We start from the raw sequence: 21,881 nt of genomic DNA, 5'->3' as shown, positions 1-21,881 counted from the left end.
GGGGAGGAGCACCGGCTCGCCGGCCAGGAGGCGGGGGAGGAGTTCCAGGGCGGTGTCCGTGCGCCGGCCGCGCTCCGCGTACGGGACGCCGGCGGCCGCCCACTGGTCGGGGCCGCCGCCGGAGCCGACGCCGAGGACGAGGCGGCCGTCGGAGACGTACTGCAGGGAGGCGATCTGCTTGGCGGCCCACGCGAGCGGGCGGATGGCGGGGATGAACACGCTGGTCCCGATGGCGATCCGGGACGTGGCCGCGGCGGCGGTGGCCAGGGCGATCGGGGCGTCCAGCGTGGGGCCGCCGACGGCGAGGTGGTCGCCGTGCCAGACGCCGTCCAGGCCCGCGTCTTCGGCGTGCCCGGCCGCGTCCCACAGCGTGATGCCGTCCCGGCGTTGGACGTCCACTCCGGGCAGGATGACGCCGATCTCGAAAGTAGCCATGGCGCAACGGTGCAACCTGAAGCTGGGTTGATGTCAACGGCGCCCGTGGTCGGCGGCGCTCGTAATCGTGTGGCGTAGGCAGGTCGAGCGGAGGAGTATCGGCTCATGCCTCCGATACGCCCGGCCGCCTGGAAGGGCCGGAAAACACGCCGCGGGCTGGAACGTCCCCAGTGACCGGCCGGAAACGGCGGTTCGCCGAGCGGGAAGAGCTGACGGGCCTGGTACGCGACGTGCTCGGCCGGCGCCTGGTCGCGGTGGAGCCGCTCAGGGGCGGCACCAGCAAGGGCGTCTACCGGCTCACCCTCGACGACGCCCCCAGCGTGGTGCTCTACGTCTGGTCCGACGAGGAGGACTTCTGGACCCGAGCGGACCGAGCGGACCGAGGAGGGCGGGCGCCGGAGGCGGCGGGGGCGCGGACCTTTGAGGCGGCGCATGGGCGGTTGGCCGCATGTGGGGTGCGCGTTCCGCGGACGCGACCCCCGCGTCCCAGACCGTCCTGAGGTGGGCGCTTCGCGAGCTCGCCGAGGCCGCGTCCCGGGTGGAGCCGATCGGTGAGATCCGCGGCCGGCTGGAGGACGACCTCAGGCGGATGGCCGCCGCCCTGCCGCCGCGCGAGACCCACGGCCTGATCCACGGCGAGCTCGGCCCCGACCACGTGCTGATCGACGAGCGCGGCGAGCCGGTGCTGATCGACCTCGATGGCGCGATGTACTTCGACGTCGAGTGGGAGCACGTGTTCCTGCGTTTCAGGTTCGGCCCCCACTACGACCGCCTCCGCGTCGAGGGCCTGGACGAGGCCAGGATGCGCTTCTACCGCCTGGCCCAGCACCTGTCGCTCGTGGCCGGCCCGTTGCGGCTGCTCGACGGCGATTTCCCCGACCGGGAGTTCATGATGGGAATCGTCCGGCATCACCTCGCGGAGGTGCTCGCCTGGCCGACGCGATGAGTTACGCCGACGACGGAGGTCTCACCGGTATGCGCAAACTCCTGTACTGCATGCTCATCTCCCTGGACGGCTACGTCGAGTCCCTCAACGGCGACATCAGCTGGTCGGGCCCCGACGACGAGGTCCACGCCTTCATCAACGACCTGTCGCGCGACATCGGCGGCGCCCTGTACGGCAGGGGCCTCTACGAGAACATGTCCGCCTACTGGCCCACGGCCGACGAACGCCCGGACGCCCCCCAGATCGAGATCGACTTCGCCCGCATCTGGCGGAACACGCCCAAGTACGTCTTCTCCAAGACGCTCGACAAGGTCGACTGGAACAGCACCCTCGTCACCGGCGACCTCGAGACCGAGGTGAACCGGCTCAAGCAGGAGGGGGACGGCTACCTGGAGGTGGGCGGCGCCACGCTGGCGCACAGCATGATCCGGCTCGGGCTGGTGGACGAGTTCCGCATCTTCGTCCACCCGCTGGTCCTCGGCCGCGGCAAGCCGTTCTTCCCCGAGCTCGACACCTCGTTCAGGACCACGCTGCTGGAGACCCGGGCGTTCGACTCGGGCATGGTCTATCTCCGTTACGGCGTCCAGCACTGACGAGCCCTTGCGCCCGCAGCGGAAATCGTCAACTCTTAAGAAGGTTTCCAATGGGGCTGGGGAGCGGCCTGTGCGTGGTGGGCATGTCCTGGCGGTTCTCGTCCTGCTGCTGTCCGTCGCCTGCGGGCAGGCCGAAGAGAAGGCGGCGCCGGTCAACGCCGACGACGTGATGTTCGTCCAGATGATGGTCCAGCATCACCGGCAGGGCATCGAGATCGCCAGGATCGGCGCCTCCCGCACCACCGACCCCGAGGTCAAGACCCTGACGGCGGCCATCGAGACCACGCAGCAGGACGAGGTCGAGATGATGCTGCGCTGGCTGCACGACTGGGACCAGCCGCTGACCGCCGCCTCGGCCGCGCACGACCACCACGGCGGCATGCCGGAGACCGACCGGCAGCGTCTCCAGCAGCTCAGGACGTCGCGGAACGTCGACTACGACCTGCTCACCGTGCTCATCCGGCACCAGGACGGCGCCGTCAAGATGGCCGCCGACGAGGTGACGCGCGGCGCCAACCCGGCGGTCCAGCAGTGGGCGGCCCAGGTGCAGACCTCCCGCAGGGCGCAGATCGCGATGATGACCGACCTGCTCAAGCGATAAGCGACGAAGCAGTAAGACCGTCATCACAACCCATATGTCACGAAATAAACACTCCTCATAGACGGCGCGCCGCTTAAGTGATTAGATCACTTGATATGTCCGAGGTGACGCGGCCGACGCTTTCCGACGCTCTGACCGAGCGCATGCTGGAGCTCATCCGTACGGGAGGGCACCGGCCCGGCGACAGGCTGCCTTCGACCAGGGAGCTCTCCCAGCGCTTCGCCGTCACCACCCCGACGCTGCGCGAGGCGCTGCGCAGACTCGAGGCCACCGGGGCCATCGAGATGCGCCACGGCTCCGGCATCTACGTCGGAGCCGCCATCGAGCGGCTGGTCCTGCCCAACCCCAACATGCGCGAGATCCGCGCCGCGCAGCTCCTGGAGCTGCTGGACGCCCGGATCGTCATCGAGCCGCCGCTCGCCGCGATGGCGGCCGGGCGCGCGGCCGAAGAGGAGCTGACGGCGCTCAAGCAGGCCCTCGACACCGCGGGCCGGCATCTGCGCGGCGAGGACGCCGAGCTGCACGACGCGAACATGTCCTTCCACCGCGCCACCGCGCGGATGGCGGGCAACGTCGTGCTGCACGAGGTCGTCGACGCGCTGCTCACCGTCCACGGGCCTGAGCAGCGCGAGATCCTGCAGCTCTTCGACGACCGGCGCCGTGACCACGAGGAGCACCTGGCGATCCTTGCGGCCATCGAGGCGCGCGACGCGGCGCAGGCCGAGGAGCGCATGCGGGCCCACCTGGTCGACGTGAAGACGGTTATCGAGCAAAGGGTGCAATCCCCCCGATGAACAAGGAGGCCGGCCCATGTTCCGGTCACGTGTGGCCACGCTCGGCGCGGCGGCGCTCGTCCTGACCGCCTGTGGCGGAGGCGGCGGCGAGGCGCCGCAGAAGAAGACCGAGCTGAGCCTGTACAACGACAAGGGCGCGTGGACGAAGTACTTCGATGAGATGGGCGCGCTGTCCAAGCAGAGCATCGGCCTGAGCATCAAGCCGACGGGATACACCGACTCGGCGCAGTACCAGGCGTTCATCAAGGCGTCGTTCCGCACGGACGTCAAGCCGGATCTCTTCACCTGGCAGACCGGGGGGATGCTGGAGGAGATCGTCAAGCAGAAGCAGGTGGCCGACACCTCGGCCATCTGGCAGGAGGCGATCAAGGCCGGCGACCTGTCGCAGGACCTGATGCCCTACTACACGGTCGACGGCAAGCAGTACTGCGTGCCGATGAACGTCGCCTACTGGGGGATGTTCTACAACAAGAAGATCTTCGACCAGTACGGCCTGAAGCCGCCGGAGACCTGGGACGACCTGATCGAGGTCGCCGAGACGCTCAAGCGGAACAACGTGAAGGCGTTCTACCACACGAGCGTGCTGTTCTCGTTCGTCTGGTTCGAGCAGCTGCTCGCCGGCACCGACCCCGACCTGTACGACCGGCTGGCCACCGGCCAGGCGAAGTACACCGACCCGGGCGTCGTCCAGGTGATGGAGCGCTGGAAGCAGCTCATCGACGCCGGCTACTTCATCAACCCCGGCGACAAGACCGACCCCGGCGACGTGCTGAAGAACGGCAAGGCCGCGATGGTGTCGTTCGGCACCTGGTTCAACACCAGCATGACGTCGCGGAGCATGAAGGCCGGCACCGACTACGACTTCTTCGTCATCCCGAACGTCAACCCGGCGCTCCCCAAGACCTCGATGATCTTCGAGAGCGGCCCGCTGTGCTCGCTCACCAAGGCGGCCGACCCCGAGGCGAGCACGCGCTACCTCAAGTGGTGGACCACCGCCGAGGCGCAGCAGAAGTGGGCGGCCAGCCGCGGCGACGTGAGCGCCAACCCGAAGGTCACGATCGACGACAAGGCCCTCGGCGCGGTCACCAAGGACGCGGGCGGCGGTGAGTACCGCCTGGTCAACCGCTACTTCGAGGCCACCCCGCCGCCGATCCTGACCGCCGCGCTCGACGGCTTCTCCAAGTTCGTCACCGAGCCCGGCACGTACATGGAGGTCCTGCAGACCATCCAGCAGGCCGCCGACGAGTACTGGAGCACGCATCAGTGAGGCGAGGGAGCACCGTCGCCTGGAGGAGCGGCGGGAGCGGAGCGACCAGAGTGGGGGAAGGCGGCGGCATTCGGGCGACCGAGCCGCCGAACGGAGTGAGGCCATGAGCGCGCGAGGGAGCGCCGTCGCCTGGAGGAGCGGCGGGAGCGGAGCGACCAGAGTGGGGGAAGGCGGCGGCATTCGGGCGACGGAGCCGCCGAACGGAGTGAGGCCATGAGCAGGGCGCAACCGATGCTCGGCAGGTTCCGGTACGGGTACGTGGCGCCCGCGGTCCTTCTGGTCGCCGGGTTGCTCTATGCCCCGTTCGTGTGGACGGCCTATCTCAGTTTCACCCGTTATGACGGGCTGGAGTCGCCGGCGTGGATCGGGCTGGACAACTTCGTCAAGCTGTTCGACGACGCGGCGCTGCTCACCTCGACCCGTAACACCCTGATCTGGGTGGTCGGCACGATGGTGCTGCCGGTCGGGCTCGGGCTGCTGGTCGCGGTGCTGTCGTACGACATCAAGGGCGGCGCGTGGTTCCGCGTGCCGTTCATGTTGCCGTACGCGCTGAGCGGCGCGGGCCTGGCGATGGTGTGGAGCCCGATCCTGTCGCACGACGGCGTCGCCAACCGGCTGCTCGGCGTGGACACCGCGTTCCTTCAGGACTCGCCGTACAACACGCTGGCCATGTTGCTGGTCTGGACGTGGCAGCAGCTCGGCGTGAACACGCTGCTGTTCGTGGTGGGCCTGCAGTCGATCCCGAAGGAGCCGATCGAGGCCGCCCGGCTCGACGGCGCCTCCGGCTGGCGGTTGTTCCGGCACGTCATCTGGCCGCTGATGCGCCCGCTGACGGCGGTCGTGGTCGGGCTCGCGCTGGTGGCCGGGCTGAAGACGTTCGACATCGTGTGGGTGCTGACCCAGGGCGGCCCGGGGCGCAACTCCGAGACGCTCGCGGTGACCATGTACAAGGAGACGTTCGTGTCCAGCGACTACGGCTACGGCTCGGCGGTCGCGGTGATGCTGACCGTGGTGACGGGCCTGGCGTCCTACCTCTACCTCAAGAGGCAGGTGACGGCCACATGATCCGGCGTGCCGTGCTGGTCGTGCTCGGGCTGGTGTGGCTCGGGCCGACGTACCTGCTGCTGGTCAACGCCTCGCGGCCGGCGGACTCCTACGACCCGGGCAGCGCGTGGATCCCCTCGGGCGACTTCGCGCTGCTGGAGAACTTCGCGAGCGCCGTCGAGGGCGCCAACCTGTCGGGGAGCCTGGCCAGCACCGCGCTCTACAGCGTGGTCTCGCCGCTGCTCGGTGTGGTGATCGGCGCCCTGGCCGGCTACACGATCGTGGTGCTGCGGCTGCGGCACGGGTTCTGGTGGTTCCTGCTGATCTTCGGCGGCACCGTCTTCCCGTCCCAGATGTTGCTCGTGCCGCTCTTCGTCGGCTACAGCGACGCCGGTCTGTACGACAGCCGCGCCGGCATGATCCTGCTCTACACGGCGATCAACGTGCCGCTGGCCGGGTTCGTGCTGCGCAACTTCTACAGCGGGGTGGCGTTCTCGATCTTCGAGGCCGCCCGCATGGACGGCGCCTCCACGTGGCGGATCTTCTGGCGCATCTACCTGCCGATCTCGTTCACCGCGCTGGCCGCCGTCTTCATCCTGGAATTCACCTTCATCTGGAACGACCTCGTCTTCGGCCTGACCCTCACCCAGACCGAGGAGGTCCGGCCGGTGATGACCGCCATCGCCGGCCTGATGACCGACGTGTACGCCGGCACCCCCGTCCCGGTCGGCCTGGCCGCCGGGCTCGTGGTCTCGCTGCCGACGGTCGTGCTGTTCCTCGCCACCCAGCGCCTCTTCGCCAGGGGCCTTGCTCTAGGGAGTGTTCATTGACCAGCCGGTTGCTCCAGCGCAGTCTGGGGAGCCCCGACTACGACGGCATCAGGCAGGCGCTGCGCGACGACACCTCGACGCCCGTCATCAGCGTGCGCGGGCTGGAGGTGCGGGTCGCGGTGCTGCCGCTGTTCACCCACGACGGCCGGCAGGCGGTCAGGGTGTCGAGCACCGAGCCGCTCACCCACGTCCTCGTCGGCGTGGACAGCGCGTCCGGCACCGACGTGACGCTGCTCGTCCCCGAGGTGGACGCGCCGCGCGTGCTCACGCTGGAGTGCCGCGACGACGCGGGCGTGGTCGGCAGCGCGCAGGTCACGGTGACGCCGCAGCGCAAGTGGAGCGTGTTCGTGGTGCACCACTCGCACCTCGACATCGGCTACACCGACCCGCAGGGCACGGTGCTCCGCCACCACCTCGACTACCTCGACACGGCGCTGCGGCTGGCCGAGGAGAGCGCGTCCTGGCCGGACGACGCCAAGTTCCGCTGGACGGTCGAGTCGTCCTGGCCGGCGCTGAGGTGGCTGGAGGCCCGGCCGAAGGAGCTGACCGACCGGTTCACCGAGCTGGCCAGGGCCGGCGTCATCGAGGTGACCGCGTTCCCGTTCCAGCTGCACACCGAGGCGTGCTCGACCGAGGAGCTGCACCGCCAGCTCCGCTTCGCCGGGCAGCTCGACCTCCCGGTCAGGTCCGCCATGCACACCGACGTGCCGGGCGCGGTCGTCGGCCTGGTGGACGCGCTCAGCATGGCGGGCGTGCGCTACCTGGCCGCCGCCCACAACTGGGCCGGCCGGTCGGTGCCCTACCTGCACGGCGGCGAGAAGCTGACCCGGCCGTTCCGCTGGCGGGCGCCGAGCGGGAACGAGCTGGTCGTGTGGTTCACCGACACGCCGCACGGCATGGCGTACATGGAGGGCAACACGGTCGGGCTGACCGACTCCTACGAGCTGGCCGACGACCTGCTGCCGCGCTACCTGTCGGCCCTGGCCAACCGGGGCTACCCGTACGGGCCGGGGACGTTCGGCTGGCAGGGGCCGGACGCGCCGAAGGAGCCGTACGAGCTGGACGTGCTGCACCTGCGGGTGCAGGGCGCGCATGCCGACAACGCGGGCCCGTCGATCGTCCCCGCCGAGATCGCGCGGCGGTGGAACGAGCAGTGGGCCTACCCGCGGCTGCGCTCGGCGATCAACAGCGACTTCTTCGACCACGTCGTCGAGCGTTACCACGACCGGCTGGCCGTGCACGAGGGCGACTGGACCGACTGGTGGGCCGACGGGCTCGGCTCGGGCGCCCGGCCGCTCGGCTACGTCCGCCGCGCCCAGTCGGCGCTGCGCGTCGCCGAGACCCTGCACACGCTGGCCGGCGTGGACGCGACGGCGCAGGTGGACGAGGCCTACGACAAGGTGGCGCTGTTCAACGAGCACACCTGGGGCGCGGCCAACCCGTGGGAGGACGCCGAGGAGGCGGGCGACTCGGGCGGCCTGCAGTGGACGCGCAAGTCGTCGGGCGCCTACCAGGCCCAGGACGACGCCGCCGACCTGCTGCACGCCGCGACGCGCAGGTTCGCCGCCGCGCTCTCCGCCGCCCTCTCCACGGACGGCGAGAGCGGCGCCCTGGCCTCGTTCGCCGTCTTCAACCCCGCGACGCGGACCAGGACGGACGTCGTACGGGCCTTCCTGCCGCGCGACGTGGTCGCTCTCGACGTGCCGATCGCGCTCGTGGACGCCCGGACGGGGCAGACGCTCCCGCACCACGAGGAGGTCGTGCACCCGGACGACTGGCCGACCCGCCCGATCGGCCGGCACGTCCACGCCGTCGTGCCCGGCGTCACGGGCTACAGCCACGTCCGCCTCGACGTGGTCCCCGGTGCCACCCAGGCCCCCGAGCCGGTCGAGCTCGACCCGAGCGGCGTGATCGAGAACGAGTTCTACCGCGTCGCCTACGACGTCCGCGAGGGCCACATCAGCTCGATCTTCGACAAGCGGGCCGGCCGCGAGCTGGTCAACGCCGACGCCGCCGCCGGCTTCGGCCAGTACGTCTACGACCAGTACGCCACCGCCCCCCACTTCAACCATCTGTCGGGCCACGTCGGCGCGCACGACCGCACCCTGCTCGGCGACCGCGCCATCGGCCGGCACGCCAGGATCACCAAGGTCCAGCGCACGGCCGTGGGGGAGAAGCTGGTCGTGGAGCTGCACGGCAAGGGCGTCGACTGGATCCGCACGACGATCGAGCTGCACGCCGGCGTGCCCCGGCTCGACGTGACCTACCAGCTGGCCAAGCAGGGCACCCCGGCCAAGGAGGCCGTCTTCCTGGCCTTCCCGTTCGCCGCGGGCCAGGCCACGGCCTGGGAGCTGACCGGCGGCGTCGGCGGGCCGGACGTGCCGCGGGTGCCGGGCTCGGCCGAGTACATGTTGCCGATCCGCCACTGGATCGCCTTCGAGGACCCGGAGCTGACCATCGCCTGGGCCACGCTGGAGGCCCCGCTCGTGCAGCTCGGCACCATCCACATGCCGTACGCGCCGTTCCCGCCCACGCTCGACCAGGAGGACGGCACGGTCTACTCCTGGGCGCTCAACAACATCTGGGACACCAACTTCCCGGCGCAGCAGCAGGGCGAGACGACGTTCCGCTACGCGGTCACGTCGGAGGCGGGGGTTCCGGGCAGGCGGCTCGGCGCGGCCGCGGCCTCCGGGCTGACCGAGCCGTTCGTTGCCGCGCTGGTCGACGGCTCCGGCACGCAGAAGACGTACGTCTCCGTCGACCACCCCGACGTGCTGGTCACGTCGCTCGGCCGGTCGGGCGACGAGTGCGTGGTGCGGCTGCAGTCGCTGGCCGCCGAGCCGGTCGAGGCGACGGTCACGCTGCCCGGCCTGCGCTCGGCGCGGGACCTGGACGTGGTGGACGAGTCGGTCAAGGTACGCCTGCCCGCCTGCGGGGTGGCGGTCGTTTGGGGGACGTGTTCGTGAAGATCGTTGACATCCGGGCCACGACGGTCGCGGTCCCGCTGGAGGCGCCGCTGCGGCACAGCAACGGCGCCCACTGGGGCCGGTTCGTGCGCACGATCGTCGAGGTCGAGGCCGACAACGGGCTGGTCGGCCTGGGGGAGATGGGCGGCGGGGGCGAGAGCGCGGAGGCGGCCTTCAAGGCGCTGGTGCCGTACCTGGAGGGGCACGACCCCTTCCAGCTGGAGGCCCTGCGCTTCAAGATCGCCAACCCGACGGCCTCGCTCTACAACAACCGCACCCAGCTGCTCGCGGCCATCGAGTTCGCCTGCCTCGACCTCGTCGGCCAGCACCTCGGGGTGCCCGTGCACGACCTGCTCGGCGGGCGCGTGCGCGACGCGGTGCCGTTCGCGTCGTACCTGTTCTTCCGGTACGCCGCCGAGGGTCACGACGAGATCCGCACCCCCGAGCAGCTCGTCGCGCACACCGCCCGGCTCAAGGAGGAGCACGGGTTCACCGTGCACAAGCTCAAGGGCGGGGTGTTCCCGCCCGACTACGAGCTGGAGTGCTACCGCGCCCTGGCCGCGGCCTTCCCCGGCGACCGCCTGCGCTACGACCCGAACGCCGTGCTGTCGGTGGCCGAGGGCCTGCGCTTCGGCCGGGCCATCGAGAACCTCGACAACGACTACCTGGAGGACCCGGTCTGGGGGCTCGAAGGGCTGAAGACCGTGCGCGAGCAGGTCAGGGTGCCGATCGCGACCAACACCGTGGTGGTCAACTTCGAGCAGCTCGCCGCGAACGTCATGCGCAGGGGCGTGGACGTGGTGCTGCTGGACACGACGTTCTGGGGCGGCATCCGGCCGTGCGTGAAGGCGGCCGGGGTGTGCGAGACGTTCCAGCTCGGGGTGGCCGTGCACTCGTCGGGGGAGCTGGGCATCCAGCTCGCGACCATGCTGCACCTCGGCGCGGTGCTGCCCAACCTCACCTACGCCGCCGACGCCCACTACCACCAGCTCAGGGACGACGTGATCGAGGGCGGCAAGATGGCGTACTCGGAGGGCGCCATCCCCGTGCCGTCCGGCCCGGGCCTCGGCGTGCGGCTGGACCGGGAGCGGGTGGCCCGCTACGCCGAGCTCTACCGTGAGCTGGGCGGCTACCCCTACGACCGCGATCCCGGCCGGCCCGGCTGGTACGCCACCGTGCCGAACGAACGTTTCGCCGACCCGGCTGTTTCTCGGGAAATAGCACCATAATTAGGCGATATGTCTGAAGAGTCGAAACCCTCCACCCCCGCCGACAACCTCGTCACCTCCTCCCACACGCTGCCGTCCGGCGAGTCGTACACCGCCACGACCGGGACCATGGTGCTGCGGGAGGAGGTGTTCACCGACGGCCGGTTCGAGGGGCTGCGGCCGAAGGCCGAGATGTTCGTCACCGCCTACACCCTGGACGGGGCCGACCCGCTCACCCGGCCGGTGACGTTCGCCTTCAACGGCGGGCCCGGGTCGTCCAGCGTGTGGCTGCACCTCGGCGTGCTCGGGCCGCGCCGGGTCGTCATGGGCGACGCGGGGGCGCTGCTGCCGCCGCCGTACGGGCTGGCCGACAACGAGGAGACGTTGCTGAAGGAGAGCGACCTGGTCTTCATCGACCCGGTCTCCACCGGCTTCTCCCGGGCGGCCGAGGGTGAGAAGCCGGAGCCGTACCACGGGTTCAAAGGCGACCTGGAGTCGGTGGGCGAGCTCATCAGACTGTGGACCACCAGGAACGGGCGGTGGATGTCGCCGAAGTTCCTGGCCGGCGAGTCGTACGGCACGGTGAGGGCGGCGGGGCTGGCCGAGCACCTGCAGTCGCGCTACGGCATGTACCTCAACGGCGTGATGCTGATCTCCTCGGTGCTGGACTTCATCACCGGGGAGTTCAACGAGGGCAACGACCTGGCCTACGCCCTCTATCTGCCGACTTATGCGGCTATCGCGCACTATCACGGGCTGCACGGCGACCGGTCGCTGGAGGACGTGCTCCGCGAGGCCGAGGAATACGCGGCCAAGGACTACATGTGGGCCCTGGGCCGCGGCAACCGGCTGACCCCCGAGGAACGGACGGCCGCGGTCGCCAAGGTCGCCGCCCTGACGGGGCTGAGCGAGGACTACGTCGACCGGGTGAACCTGCGGATCGAGCACATCAGGTTCTTCACCGAGGTGCTGCGCCCGCGCCGGCAGGTCGTCGGCCGCCTCGACGGCCGCTTCACCGGATGGGACCCCGACGCGGGACGCGAGCACTTCGAGGCCGACCCCAGCATGAACGCGATCACCGGCCCCTACGGCGCCGCGCTCAACCACTACCTGCGCTCGGAGCTCGGCTACGCCAACGACCTGCCGTACGAGATCCTCACCTCGCGCGTGCGGCCGTGGTCGTACAAGGAGTTCGAGAACGCGCACGTGGCGGTGGTGGACCGGCTCGCCACGGCCATGCGGACCAACCCCCACCTGCGCGTCCACGTGGCGTGCGGCTACTACGACGGCGCGACGCCGTACTACGCCGCCGAGCACTCCTTCGCCCGCCTGCCCGTGCCCGCCGAGCTGGCCCGCAACATCGAGTTCGCCTACTACGAGGCGGGACACATGATGTACGTGCACGAGCCCAGCAGGCTGCGGCAGTCAGCGGACCTCGCGGCCTTCGTCCGCGGCCAGAACGGCTGAGGCGCGCTTCAGCCGCTGCTTGAGGTTGGCCCGCAGGGCGGAGAACCGCGCGGGATTGTCGGTGATCACCTTGTCCTGCCGCTCGGCGTCGGCCGTGTACCAGGCGAGCACCAGCCCCGACGACCACTTGCAGGTCGTGTCGTCGGTCGCCGCGCGCTTCTCCGCCTCGCTGACCTGCGGCTGGTCCAGGTTCCAGCGTTCGTCGCCGATGGCCGCCTCGGGTGAGGCGTAGGAGTGACCGGCCTTGCTCATGCACTCCCGCCAGCGCTTGGTCGCCGCGACCACGGACGGGTCCTTGGCGGCCTGCTCCAGCGTGACCGCGTCCTGGCGGGCCAGCCACGACCAGTCGGCCTTGGGCGCGCCCTTGTCCAGGTCGAGCGTGGCCTGGTCGACGCAGCCCCGGTCGGCGGCGGTGCCGTACAGCCGGTGCCGGGTCTGCTCGGGCAGCTTCGCCGCCCAGGCGTCGGTGGTGTTCGGTGCGGGCGGCCTGGCCAGGTGGTAGCCGTGGGTCCTGGCCGCGTCGATGTCGGTGACGCCGTAGCGTCGCGAGTTGCCGGGGTCGATCGCCGCGAGGGTGCGGGGATCCTCGTCCGGCGGGGTGACGGTGATGCCCTGCTCGCGCATGCAGGCGACGAGCAGGCGGTTGTGGGCGTTGCCCAGCGTGGCCCGCTGCTTGGGAGTGGTCTTGTACGCGTCGAACGGCAGCACCAGCTTCTCCACCACGGTGACGCCCTGGGTGGGCGCCGGCGGTGCGGGCGGCCGCTCGGCGGCGCAGGCCGCAGTGGCGACCGCCAGCAGCACCGTGCTGGCGATGACCCCGCGGCGGCCGGTTTCCGGCGGCCAAGCCCGGAAACCGGCGCTCCCTGCGTCGGTCAGCGGCACCAGATGTCGAGCGAGCTGGCGCGGTTGTTGCCGACGGCGTTGTTCGCGAGCATGCCGTCGTTCGAGTTGTGCGTGAACGTGCTGTGCGAGCCGGTGAAACCGGGGTGCTGCCACAGGGTGGTGCTGCAGCCGATCCGGTTGCGCACGGAGCTGGTGTCGTTGTCCATGCTCCGCCAGGAGTTGCTGAAGTCCCAGTTCAGCCAGTTGTTGTCGGCCAGGTTGGAGTCGTCCTGGACGAAGTCGCGCCAGTGGTCGACCTGCCCGCGGTTGTAGTCGTAGCCGGCGTACAGGCAGACGCGGCCGCCGTAGCAGGTCGAGCGCGGGCTCGCCACGGCGGCGGCAGCGGGGGCGGCCACGGTGAACAGTGTGACCGCGGCGACGATGCCGGCGGCCTTCTTGGATAGCCTCACGGGTCTCTCCTCAGATCGGTGAGTCGGTTTCGACCTCGGTAATGCGGCGTGCCGGATCGAAGGCGAGCCGTGGTGACCCGCCGATCCCGCAAGGCTGCGCGCCCCGGAGAAGGGTCGCGTGCCTGACCGCCGACCAAGACGTACCAGCCCTGTGATGTGGGACTTCGCCGCGTTGACGCAACGCTTGCCAGCTGTGGTGCGCCGCTGGAGGAACCCGTGGGCTCTGCTTTCAGTCGGGCCGGGCTCTCACTCGGGGAGCGCGGCGGGGTTCTGCGCGAGCAGGCCGCCGTCCACGCGGTGCTCGGCCCCCGTGATGAACGACGCGCGCGGCCCCGCGAGGAACGCGACCAGCTCCGCGACCTCCTCCGGCCGGCCCACGCGCCCGAGCGGATGGGAGCGGCCCCACTGCGCCACCTGCTCCTCCTGCGACAGCTCGCCCCGCCACAGGTCCGCCGCCCAGCGCAGCATGGGGGTGTCGACCGAGCCGGGGCAGACGGCGTTGACCCTGATGCCGTCGGCCGCGTGGTCGAGCGCCATGGCCTTGGTCAGGCCGTTCAGCGCGGCCTTGCTGGCGGTGTAGGCCGCCACCTGGGCCTGCGAGGCGAACGCCTGAACCGACGAGACCACCACGATCGAGCCGCCGCCGCGTTCGCGCAGCCGGGGGACGGCCGCCTGGCAGGTGAGGTAGACGCCCTTGAGGTTGATGTCGAGCACTTCGTCCCAGACGTCCTCGGGGGTGGTCTCGACGCTACCGTAGCGCTGCACGCCGGCGCAGGTCACCACGACGTCGAGCCCGCCGTACCGGGTGACGGCCAGGTCCACCAGGTCGCGCATGTCGCCGGCCCGGCGCACGTCGGCGATCCTGCCGGTGACGCGCTCGCCGTCGACCTCGGCGCCCTTGTCGGCGCCGCAGAACACCACGGACGCGCCGCCTTCGGCCAGCCGGTCCACCACCGCCCGGCCGATGCCCATCGACCCGCCCGTGACCAGCGCCACCTTGCCGTCGAACTCGCTCACGCCAGCACCTCCGCGCGCATCCGCATCACCTTCGTCTCGTACGGGCCCAGCGCGAGCGCCGTCCCGTTGGCCACCGCGGCGGCCAGGCCGTCGGTCGGCATGCTGGAGAACGGCTCCAGCCCGATCGTGTACGCCCGTCCCCACCAGGGATAGCCGGTGGACGCGCCGAGCTCCTGCCACATCCACAGGTAGGGCAGCACCGTCGCGTCCCATTCCACCCGAATGCCGATATGTCCCGCGATCTCGTACCAGCCATCGGGGAAGCCGGTCAGGTAGACGATGTCGCTGGGGGAGCCGGGGTCGGGCACGACGCTCAGATCCGTCAGCCCGCCCCCGTGCGCCGGGACCTCGGGCCACGTGCCGCCCGCCGCGACCCTGCGCTCCGGCGGGTCGATGGCGGTCTCGTGCGGGATCACCGTGACGCCCTCCGGCAGCCTGATCCTGGCCCCCGGCCGCAGGAACGGGCGGCCGTACACGATGTGCTGCCCCCACATGGCGTGCAGCGGCAGCCCCGACTCGTTGGTGGCCCGCCCCTCTACCTCCAGCGCGGCCGTCCCCGACCGCACCCGCACCACCTTCTCCATCCGGTACGGCAGCCGCCGCGTGCGCACGCTCAGCCGCACCGCGACCTCCTCCGGCGAGTCGGCCACGACCTCGCACTCCCACGGCAGCCCGGACACCTCGCCGTGCTGCGCCAGCCGCGCGCCCCGGTACTCGCTGGGCGCGCCGCCGTTCGGGAAGACCTCCTGCCAGCCGCCCGCGTAGTGGTCGACGAACGGGGCGACGTCGTCGGGCGCGCCCTGGAGATGATCGCGCGGGTCGCGCAGGCCCTGGGGCGACAACCAGACGAAGTCGGTGTCGGTGGGCTTGTGCAGGAACTCCACCACGTCGCCGCCCTTGCCCGGCAGGACGGTCACACGCAGCCGTTCGTTCTCCAGCGTGACCGCGTCGATCCCGCCGATGGTGCCCCGCCGCAGCCGGGCCGCCCAGTTGCGTCTCACCCGAACGTCACGTCCAGGAAGCGCGGCCGGTAGATGGTGACGTCGCGGTAGTGGTCGGTGTTGACGAAGCTGTTGACGTTGTACGACACCACCAGGCCGTCGCCCGCCACGTCGGGGTGGGCGTGGGCGTTGTAGGTGAAGATGTTCCCGCCGGTCTCGGGGGTCGTGTAGACGTGCTGCCTGCCGGTGAACGGCCCGAAGGGCGAGCAGGACGAGTAGGCCACGATGTTCGGGCTCAGCGCCTCCGTCGTGTCATGCGTGATCAGGACATATCCGGATCCGAGCTTGGTCACGCTGTACTCGTTCGCCACCCCGCTCATCACCCGCGCCGAGTCGGCCTCGTCCGGCGACCAGGTGCCGTCGGCCGTCAGGAACTCCCAGTCGCCCAGCAGGCTGTGGCCCTTGACCCGGGCGATGTGCATGTACTTGGGCGAGCCGAGGTCCTCGACCCCGTAGACGTAGAGGTGTCCGCCGTGCTCCAGGAGGCCGGAGGCCCAGGCGACGCCGTTGCCCGACGGCAGGTCGTGCACGCCGATGGGCTCGGTGAGCCGGCCGGGCGCGAACCTGGCCACCACGTTGCGGTGCCAGCGCCAGTCCCAGGCCCCCGGGCCGAAGCGCTCGTACTCCTGGTAGGTCACCTCCACGACGCCGCCGGCCAGCGTCGCGTCACCGGCCCAGTACCAGTGGTTCGCGTCGCGCGGCGGCATCACCGCCTCCGGCTCGTCGTCCGTGCCGCCCTGGATCGTGGCCAGCCGGCCGTCGCGCTCGACGGCGAAGGAGTTGTTCAGGAAGACCGTCGTGCCGCCCTCCTCGACGACCGGGGGCCGCGAGCCGTCGGCGTTGACCTGGCCGAGGAACGTGTCGGAGAACACCCACAACTGCCGCCCGCTCGGCAGCCGCAGCGAGTAGGTGCCGTCGGCGCCCGTCCAGTCCTTCAGGCTGCTGTTGTCGTTGCCGTAGGTGGCGAACAGGCTGGTCAGCCGCGGATTGACCGTCGCCCCCCGCACCTGCGGCGCGCACGCGGGGGCCGCGGCGGGCTGCTGCTGGACGGCGACGGACGGAACGGGCTTCGGCGGGGCGGCGGAGGCGGGCTGCGGTACGGCCGTGAGACCGAGCAACGCGATGGCCAGGGGGGCGAGGGCGGAGCGGAATCGCGTCATCACCTGTCCTAGGGGGAGGAGTCCCTACAGTTCTAGTCATTAGATCACTTACTGTCCAGACCCTCTGTGAGCACAAGCCGCCGTTAGGGTTGATCGCCGAAACTGTCTCCGAGTGGAACGGACGTGTAAATGTCAGCCCATGTGCCGGTGACCCGCAGAGGACTGCTCAAGCTCGGCGCCGGGGTGGCCGCGACCGCCGCGCTGGCCCCGGCGGAGGCCGCGGCGGCGGCCGAGGGCCGGTTCGACCTCACCGCCCCCTCCACCTCGCTGATCTGGAAGAAACCGCTGCGTGACGGCACCGTGCTGCAGTCGTTCGCCATCGACAACACCAACCGGCACATCTACGCGGTGCAGCTGAAGAACGGCGGCGGCTCGAACGCCGCGGGCGACCTGTGCGTGACCAAGCTGAGCCTGTCCGGGTCGATCCTCGGCCACATGTACCTCATGGGCTTCGGCCACGGCGTCCAGATCGGCGTCGAGCCGTCGGGCACGTCGGCGTACCTGTGGACGGAGACGGACGCGGCGCCCGCGGCCGACGGGGCCAGGGGCAAGCGGCTGGCCCGGTTCGCGTTCGCCGCCGGGCGCACGATCACCCCGTCGTCGTCGGGACTGACCAAGTACTCCCTGGTCGCGGGGGCGGCCAACACCACCTGCACGATCGACCCCTCGACCGACCGGCTGGTCATGCGCTACCACGACGGCGGCGGGTTCCGCTTCGCCGCGTACGCGCTGGCGGCGGTCAAGTCGGGCTCGAAGAAGGCGGTGTTCGACGTCGCCCAGCCCTCGGGTCTCGGCACCTTCCAGGGCTACGCCGCGTACGGCGACTTCGTCTACCTCCTGACCGGCAACGCCTACCACGCCACCGACAACCCGCCTCCCGGCGACACCTACACCCACTGCGTGGACCTGCGCACCGGGAAGCTGGTCCAGCGCGCCCGCAGCGTGGCCGGCAAGTCGCTCGACTACCGCGAGCCCGAGGGCATGGGCATCCAGATCGTGGGCGGCGCCCCGCGCCTGTGCCTGGGCCTCGCCTCCGGGCCCAGCGGTGACCGCCTGGCCAGCATCTTCTACAAGACGAAGCTCGTCTGATCCGGACTCGTCCGGCCCGGGCGAAATCCATGTGACGGGCTCCGGGGCGGGCCGATAGCCTCGTGCGGGGTTCCGGAGGGATGAGTCGTGGGACATGTGGAGATCGGGCATCTGACGTACGTGCTGCCCGACGGCAGGCCGCTGCTCAACGACGTGTCCTTCCGGATCGGCGAAGGCGTCAAGGCCGCCCTGGTCGGGCCCAACGGCGCCGGCAAGACCACGCTCATGCGGCTGGTCGCCGGTGACCTGGAGCCCGTCGAGGGCAGCGTCGCGAGCTCCGGCGGCCTCGGCGTGATGCGGCAGTTCATCGGCAGCGTGCGCGACGGCAGCACCGTGCGCGACCTGCTGCTCGGCGTCGCCCCACCGGCCGTGCGGCAGGCCGCGCGGCGGCTCGACGACGCCGAGCTGGTCATGATGGAGCGCGACGACGAGAAGACGCAGATGCGCTACGCCCAGGCCATCAGCGACTACACCGACGCCGGCGGCTACGACATCGAGGTGCTCTGGGACACCTGCACGGTCGCCGCGCTCGGGGCGCCGTACGAACGGGTGAAATACCGCGACGTGTCGACGCTGTCGGGCGGCGAGCAGAAACGCCTGGTCCTTGAGGCCCTGTTGCGCGGCCCCGACCAGACCCTGCTGCTCGACGAGCCCGACAACTACCTCGACGTGCCCGGCAAGGAGTGGCTGGAGCGGCAGCTGCGGGAGACGCCGAAGACGGTGCTGCTGGTCAGCCACGACCGCCAGCTGCTCGCGAACGCCGCCGACCGCATCATCACCGTCGAGTCGGGCAACATCTGGATCCACGGCGGCGGCTTCGCCACGTACGCCGAGGCCCGCAGGGCCCGCAACGAGCGCCTCGACGAGCTGCGCCGACGCTGGGACGAAGAGCACGCCAAGCTCAAGGCCCTGGTCAACATGTTGAAGAACAAGGCGAGATACAACGACGGCATGGCCGCGCCCTACCACGCGGCCCAGACGCGGCTGCGCAAGTTCGAGGAGGCCGGGCCGCCCGAGACGGCCCCCGCCGACCAGAACATCACGATGCGCCTGCGCGGCGGCCGCACCGGCAAGCGCGCGGTCATCTGCGAGGGCCTGGAGCTCACCGGCCTCATGCGCCCGTTCGACCTGGAGGTCTGGTACGGCGAGCGGGTCGCGGTGCTCGGCTCCAACGGCTCGGGCAAGTCCCACTTCCTGCGCCTGCTGGCCGGCGAGCCGGTCGCCCACGAGGGCGTGGCCCGGCTGGGCGCCCGCGTGGTGCCCGGCCACTTCGCGCAGACCTACGCCCGCCCCGACCTGCTCGGCCGCACCCCGGTCGAGATCGTCATGACCGAGCACGCCCGGCTGAAGAACGAGGCGATGAAGGCGCTGGCCCGCTACGAGCTGGCCGGGCCGGTCGCCGAGCAGCGCTTCGACACCCTGTCCGGCGGCCAGCAGGCGCGCCTGCAGATCCTGCTGCTGGAGCTGTCCGGGGCCACGCTGCTGCTGCTCGACGAGCCCACCGACAACCTCGACCTGGCCAGCGCCGAGGCGCTGCAGGCGGGCCTGGCGGCATTCGACGGCACGGTCCTCGCGGTCACCCACGACCGCTGGTTCGCCGCCGACTTCGACCGCTACCTGGTCTTCGGCTCCGACGGCACGGTCTACGAGTCCGCCGAGCCGGTCTGGGACGAGACCCGGGTGGTCCGCCCCCGCTGAGGGCTTCGGGCAAGAGATCCCTTAAAGAGTTGGTACGCCCGGCGCGTGTCCCCTGCCGACCATGCCCAGGCCCGGGTTATCACGGCAAAGTGATCCTGCGTAGCCGAACCGTCAGCCTCCTCGCACTCGGGGCGATCTGCCTCACCGGGTGCACGAGCGAGGACCAGCCCGCACAGCCATCGCTCAAGCCCCTCGCTCTCAAGGAGCAGGTCTCGAACATCGTCAAGTCCGCCGACGGGTACGCCGTCAGCTGGGCCGGCGTGCTCAACAACGCCAACCCATGGCACTTCGGCGAGCACGTGGTGGCGACGATCGTCGGTCACGACGCCAAGGGGGCCGAGGTCGTCCGGATGGACCAGCCGCTCGACGCGGTGCCGCCGGGCGGGCAGCTGGCCTTCACCGGCCAGGCGAAGGCCGCGCAGAGGCCGGCCAAGGTGTCGATCCAGTACCGCCCCGCGCAGTGGCGGCAGGCCGCTCGGATCCCTTCGGCGTTCCAGCGGTTCCCGGTTTCACGTGTGCAGACGTTGCGCCAGAAGGACGGCTCCTACCTCGTCACCGGATATGTCAGTAATCCTTATCGAGTGACGGCCGGCAGTCTCGTCGTGAACGCGATGCTGCGCGACCAGTCCGGCAAACTCATCGGTGGTGGCAGCACGTTCGTGGACGATGTGAAAGCGGGCAGGCCACCGCGATTCGTCCTCACGGTGAGCGGGGTGCCGAAGAAAGTGAAGGTCGCGCGAACGGACGTCTCCGCGCGTACCTGGGGATCGACCGGGAAACCGTACGAGGAGCTGGCGCTGGCCGGGATGGCTCCGGTGCACACGGTCAAGCCGACGACCGAGCCGTTCGCGGAGGACCGCCGGACGCAGATCGTGTCAGAGTATAAGCAGTAGTTTTCCACTATAAACGGCGAAAAATCGGGCGAGCCAGTGACATATCCCGGAATTTCAGCATGAAATTCGGGCGCGTTGCCCGAAAACCGCAGCCATCGCCGCTGAAATGGTAGAACTACAAGTTACCGATCCATTACCTTCGGTCACATGAATGACCGCGTCTTGGTAGAAGCCCTCCGCGCCCGCGATCGGGCCGCGCTCACCGCGCTCTACGACACGTACGCGGAGAGCCTCTATCGCTACTGCTGGTCCCTTCTCCTGAGCGCCGACAGCGCCCAGGTGGCGCTGCGCGACACGCTCATCGCCGCCGAGGCGCACGCGGGCGCGCTGGCCGACCCCGGGCGGCTGCGCGCCTGGCTCTACGCGCTGGCCAGAGCCGAGTGCCTGCGCCGCAGGGCCGCCGCGCCGCCGGGTGCCGCCGAGGCGCTGGCGCAGGCGCCGCCGCTCGACGACCCCGCCGACGCCGACCTGCGCGTCATGGCGTGGAACGCGGTGCAGAGCCTGCCCGTCGCCGACCGCGAGATCCTCGAGCTCGTCCACCGGCACGCCGTGCCCCCCGCCGAGCTCGCCCAGGTGCTCGCGATCCCGGCCCGCCAGGTCGAGCCGGCCATGGAGGAGGCGCTGGAGCGCCTGCACGACGCGATCACCGCCGAGATCCTGGCCGGGAAGGGCCCGTACGACTGCCCGCGGCGGGCCCGCATCCTGGCCGGCTTCACCGGCGAGCTGACCCAGGAGATGCGCGAGCACCTGGTCAGGCACCTGCCCCGGTGCGAGACCTGCGCGCCGCACCGCACCCGTCAGGTCTCGGCCGCCAAGGTCTTCGAGCTGCTGCCCCAGGTCGAGTTGCCCGAGTCGTTGCGCATCCGGGTGATGAGCTGCTTCATCGATCCCGAGTTGCTGCCGTACCGGCGTTATGTCGCCCGGCGGACGAGCGCGCTCGGCGCGGCCGGATTTCCCGTTCCCGCCTTCCCGCAGACTCGGCGGTGGCCTCAGGCGCTGGCGGGCGCGGTGGCGGCGGTCGCGGCCGTGGTGGCGATAGCCGTCATCTTCGACCAGATCGGCCGCGAGAACGGCGGCGTGACCGGCGTGGCGACGGCCGCGTTCCCGCCCACGGGGGAGCCGCCCGGCATCCGCCTGCCCTGGCAGGCCGAGCCGCAGGACATGCCGCTGACCGTGGTCCCGATCCTCGACCAGACGGGGGCCAAGCCCGTGGGGACGCCGCCCGGCCCGTCCTCACAGCCGGTCCAGGGCGCCGTGCCGGGCTCCGCGCGGCCCGCGCCGAGCGCCGGCACGCCGACCTCGCCCGGCTCGGGCCACTCCCAGCCGCCCGGGACCACGCACCCGCCGGTGACGGAGGCGCCGCCGACCGGGTCGCCGCCCGGGGTGCATCCCACGAAAGGCCCGCGGCCGGGCTGGCCGGGCGGGCGCCCACCGGGCGGGCGTCCCCCGGGGAAGTGGGTCTCGTGCCGCCGCGACCAGCGCCACCACTGCCCCCCGCATACGCACTGGCCACCGCGCACCCACCGGCCTCCGCACGGCACGAGACCGCCGCACACCCACCGGCCCCCGCACGGCACGAG

21 protein-coding genes are annotated in these 21,881 nt (G+C 70.8%); 15 read left to right on the top strand and 6 right to left on the bottom strand.

Annotation, left to right across the window (positions count from 1 at the left end):
* On the bottom strand, nucleotides 1-435 hold a 435-nt coding region (locus tag C1J01_RS29050; protein ID WP_146615764.1), incomplete at its 3' end, for an LLM class flavin-dependent oxidoreductase.
* A 170-nt stretch (nucleotides 436-605) separates the two neighbouring features.
* Here C1J01_RS29050 and C1J01_RS52475 point away from each other — a divergent pair.
* From C1J01_RS52475 to C1J01_RS29000, 11 genes are all read left to right on the top strand, one after another.
* The gene (locus C1J01_RS52475) at nucleotides 606-935 is read left to right on the top strand and encodes a hypothetical protein (RefSeq protein WP_235854736.1); all 330 of its coding nucleotides are present in this window, start codon (nucleotides 606-608) and stop codon (nucleotides 933-935) included.
* Nucleotides 884-1,381: a phosphotransferase family protein gene (locus C1J01_RS29045; RefSeq protein WP_235854735.1), complete on the top strand. Its 498-nt coding sequence runs from the start codon at nucleotides 884-886 to the stop codon at nucleotides 1,379-1,381. The genes C1J01_RS52475 and C1J01_RS29045 overlap by 52 nt, the downstream gene beginning before the upstream one ends.
* Nucleotides 1,382-1,410: 29 nt before the next feature.
* Nucleotides 1,411-1,974 (top strand): dihydrofolate reductase family protein, encoded by a 564-nt coding sequence (locus tag C1J01_RS29040; protein WP_111182153.1) that lies wholly within the window; start codon nucleotides 1,411-1,413, stop codon nucleotides 1,972-1,974.
* A 70-nt stretch (nucleotides 1,975-2,044) separates the two neighbouring features.
* Nucleotides 2,045-2,575, top strand: a complete 531-nt coding sequence (locus C1J01_RS29035; RefSeq protein WP_111182152.1) for a DUF305 domain-containing protein — start codon at nucleotides 2,045-2,047, stop codon at nucleotides 2,573-2,575.
* A 95-nt stretch (nucleotides 2,576-2,670) separates the two neighbouring features.
* Nucleotides 2,671-3,369: a FadR/GntR family transcriptional regulator gene (locus C1J01_RS29030; protein WP_111182151.1), complete on the top strand. Its 699-nt coding sequence runs from the start codon at nucleotides 2,671-2,673 to the stop codon at nucleotides 3,367-3,369.
* Between the two features lie 16 nt (nucleotides 3,370-3,385).
* Nucleotides 3,386-4,636 (top strand): ABC transporter substrate-binding protein, encoded by a 1,251-nt coding sequence (locus C1J01_RS29025; protein WP_111182150.1) that lies wholly within the window; start codon nucleotides 3,386-3,388, stop codon nucleotides 4,634-4,636.
* A 213-nt stretch (nucleotides 4,637-4,849) separates the two neighbouring features.
* A complete protein-coding gene (locus C1J01_RS29020; RefSeq protein WP_235854734.1) occupies nucleotides 4,850-5,701 on the top strand; it encodes a carbohydrate ABC transporter permease in 852 nt (283 codons plus the stop codon).
* Nucleotides 5,698-6,510, top strand: coding sequence for a carbohydrate ABC transporter permease (locus C1J01_RS29015; protein ID WP_111182148.1), 813 nt, complete (start codon nucleotides 5,698-5,700; stop codon nucleotides 6,508-6,510). The genes C1J01_RS29020 and C1J01_RS29015 overlap by 4 nt, the downstream gene beginning before the upstream one ends.
* Nucleotides 6,507-9,476 (top strand): glycoside hydrolase family 38 N-terminal domain-containing protein, encoded by a 2,970-nt coding sequence (locus C1J01_RS29010; RefSeq protein ID WP_111182147.1) that lies wholly within the window; start codon nucleotides 6,507-6,509, stop codon nucleotides 9,474-9,476. The genes C1J01_RS29015 and C1J01_RS29010 overlap by 4 nt, the downstream gene beginning before the upstream one ends.
* Nucleotides 9,473-10,705 carry an enolase C-terminal domain-like protein gene (locus C1J01_RS29005; RefSeq protein WP_111182155.1) on the top strand — a complete coding sequence of 411 codons (1,233 nt, stop codon included), beginning with the start codon at nucleotides 9,473-9,475 and terminating at the stop codon, nucleotides 10,703-10,705. The genes C1J01_RS29010 and C1J01_RS29005 overlap by 4 nt, the downstream gene beginning before the upstream one ends.
* Before the next feature lie 9 nt (nucleotides 10,706-10,714).
* On the top strand, nucleotides 10,715-12,151 hold the full coding sequence (locus C1J01_RS29000; RefSeq protein WP_111182146.1) for a S10 family peptidase: 1,437 nt from the start codon (nucleotides 10,715-10,717) through the stop codon (nucleotides 12,149-12,151).
* Here C1J01_RS29000 and C1J01_RS28995 read toward each other — a convergent pair.
* The 5 genes from C1J01_RS28995 to C1J01_RS28975 all read right to left on the bottom strand — a co-directional run bounded on the left by C1J01_RS28995 (nucleotide 12,110) and on the right by C1J01_RS28975 (nucleotide 16,621).
* Nucleotides 12,110-13,033, bottom strand: coding sequence for a hypothetical protein (locus tag C1J01_RS28995; RefSeq protein ID WP_111182145.1), 924 nt, complete (start codon nucleotides 13,031-13,033; stop codon nucleotides 12,110-12,112). The two genes, C1J01_RS29000 and C1J01_RS28995, sit on opposite strands and share 42 nt — an antisense overlap.
* Nucleotides 13,024-13,443 (bottom strand): peptidase inhibitor family I36 protein, encoded by a 420-nt coding sequence (locus C1J01_RS28990; RefSeq protein ID WP_181449021.1) that lies wholly within the window; start codon nucleotides 13,441-13,443, stop codon nucleotides 13,024-13,026. The genes C1J01_RS28995 and C1J01_RS28990 overlap by 10 nt, the downstream gene beginning before the upstream one ends.
* A gap of 246 nt (nucleotides 13,444-13,689) precedes the next feature.
* Nucleotides 13,690-14,460 (bottom strand): SDR family NAD(P)-dependent oxidoreductase, encoded by a 771-nt coding sequence (locus tag C1J01_RS28985; RefSeq protein WP_111182143.1) that lies wholly within the window; start codon nucleotides 14,458-14,460, stop codon nucleotides 13,690-13,692.
* Complete coding sequence (locus C1J01_RS28980) at nucleotides 14,457-15,461, bottom strand: DUF4432 family protein (RefSeq protein WP_111182142.1); 1,005 nt, start codon at nucleotides 15,459-15,461, stop codon at nucleotides 14,457-14,459. The genes C1J01_RS28985 and C1J01_RS28980 overlap by 4 nt, the downstream gene beginning before the upstream one ends.
* Complete coding sequence (locus C1J01_RS28975; protein WP_111182154.1) at nucleotides 15,458-16,621, bottom strand: DUF5005 domain-containing protein; 1,164 nt, start codon at nucleotides 16,619-16,621, stop codon at nucleotides 15,458-15,460. The genes C1J01_RS28980 and C1J01_RS28975 overlap by 4 nt, the downstream gene beginning before the upstream one ends.
* Before the next feature lie 129 nt (nucleotides 16,622-16,750).
* Here C1J01_RS28975 and C1J01_RS28970 point away from each other — a divergent pair, with 129 nt between their 5' ends.
* The 4 genes from C1J01_RS28970 to C1J01_RS28955 form a co-directional block, all read left to right on the top strand.
* On the top strand, nucleotides 16,751-17,710 hold the full coding sequence (locus C1J01_RS28970; protein ID WP_111182141.1) for a phage baseplate protein: 960 nt from the start codon (nucleotides 16,751-16,753) through the stop codon (nucleotides 17,708-17,710).
* An 87-nt stretch (nucleotides 17,711-17,797) separates the two neighbouring features.
* Nucleotides 17,798-19,408, top strand: coding sequence for an ABC-F family ATP-binding cassette domain-containing protein (locus C1J01_RS28965; RefSeq protein ID WP_111182140.1), 1,611 nt, complete (start codon nucleotides 17,798-17,800; stop codon nucleotides 19,406-19,408).
* A gap of 89 nt (nucleotides 19,409-19,497) precedes the next feature.
* Nucleotides 19,498-20,301: a hypothetical protein gene (locus C1J01_RS28960; protein WP_111182139.1), complete on the top strand. Its 804-nt coding sequence runs from the start codon at nucleotides 19,498-19,500 to the stop codon at nucleotides 20,299-20,301.
* A gap of 147 nt (nucleotides 20,302-20,448) precedes the next feature.
* Nucleotides 20,449-21,881 (top strand): RNA polymerase sigma factor (locus C1J01_RS28955; RefSeq protein ID WP_146615763.1); only part of this gene is annotated, 1,433 nt, incomplete at its 3' end.

The sequence above is a fragment of the Nonomuraea aridisoli genome (genome assembly GCF_003236395.1).
Lineage (GTDB): Bacteria > Actinomycetota > Actinomycetes > Streptosporangiales > Streptosporangiaceae > Nonomuraea > Nonomuraea aridisoli.
Note: the sequence above shows the minus strand (reverse complement) of the source record. Positions and strands in the feature narration are given on the sequence as shown.